The organism is Bacteroides sp. 1_1_14, assembly GCF_000162515.1.
GTDB lineage: Bacteria > Bacteroidota > Bacteroidia > Bacteroidales > Bacteroidaceae > Bacteroides > Bacteroides thetaiotaomicron.
In genome coordinates this window covers 1-697 of sequence record NZ_GG774753.1, presented here as the reverse complement: position 1 = coordinate 697, position 697 = coordinate 1, and the positions used below count along the sequence as shown (strand labels likewise).

Annotated in this window: 1 protein-coding gene and 1 pseudogene; both read right to left on the bottom strand. The window is 50.2% G+C overall.

Annotated features, from left to right (window positions below; translation table 11 throughout):
- A pseudogene (locus tag HMPREF9007_RS28145) lies at positions 1-205 on the bottom strand (hypothetical protein); the annotation flags it as partial.
- The coding region (locus HMPREF9007_RS00035; protein ID WP_032850904.1) for an ATP-binding protein at positions 202-697 on the bottom strand (496 nt) is incomplete at its 5' end. The pseudogene HMPREF9007_RS28145 and the gene HMPREF9007_RS00035, both read right to left, overlap by 4 nt.

Here is a 697-nt window from a genome sequence, read left to right as displayed (position 1 = left end):
AGGTCCACCAGCCGTCCTGCTGCCCCACAAGGGCATCCAGATAGTCGCGTCCATTACGGTAAACGGTCACCGTCTCGTATTCCGTCAGAACGGGATAATCACTCCAGGGAGCGGGGAGCTGGTTACGGCCGTCTATTCTCAGGTATTCAAATTTGTTTTCCATATCCTTTAAATTACGTTTGAACGGTATTTGAACGGGAATCATTCCCCCGTCATGCGTTTTACCTTGTGAATGGACTTCCTCACACGGCGCAAATCAAAGTCACATGTCGAAGCCTCCTTTATCACATTGTCGATATCCCTCTTGTCGGTCACCCCATTGGCGGAACAGATCGCGAACACGTCATTCACATCCGTGGGTTCCAGTTCATAGAACTTCCGACCTATACGGCTGTAGAACTCCTTGTAACCAGGCTTCTGGTAGCGCAGGCCGTTACTGATGCGTTTGGCAATATAATCAGTACTCAAGAACACAACACCGCATTTCTCCTCCAGCTTATTGTACAGGCTGATAAAGTAGTGGAACACCGGTTCGGTCAGCTTGTCCGCCTCATCGAACACCAGCAGGGGTGCGTCCATCTGGATGATGTCATCCAAAATAAGTCCCCATACCTCACGGATATTATACCCTTCAGTCCGGATTCCGACCGTGCGGGCAATCTCACGAACGAAGTCACCTTTCTTCATGTCCTCGGAG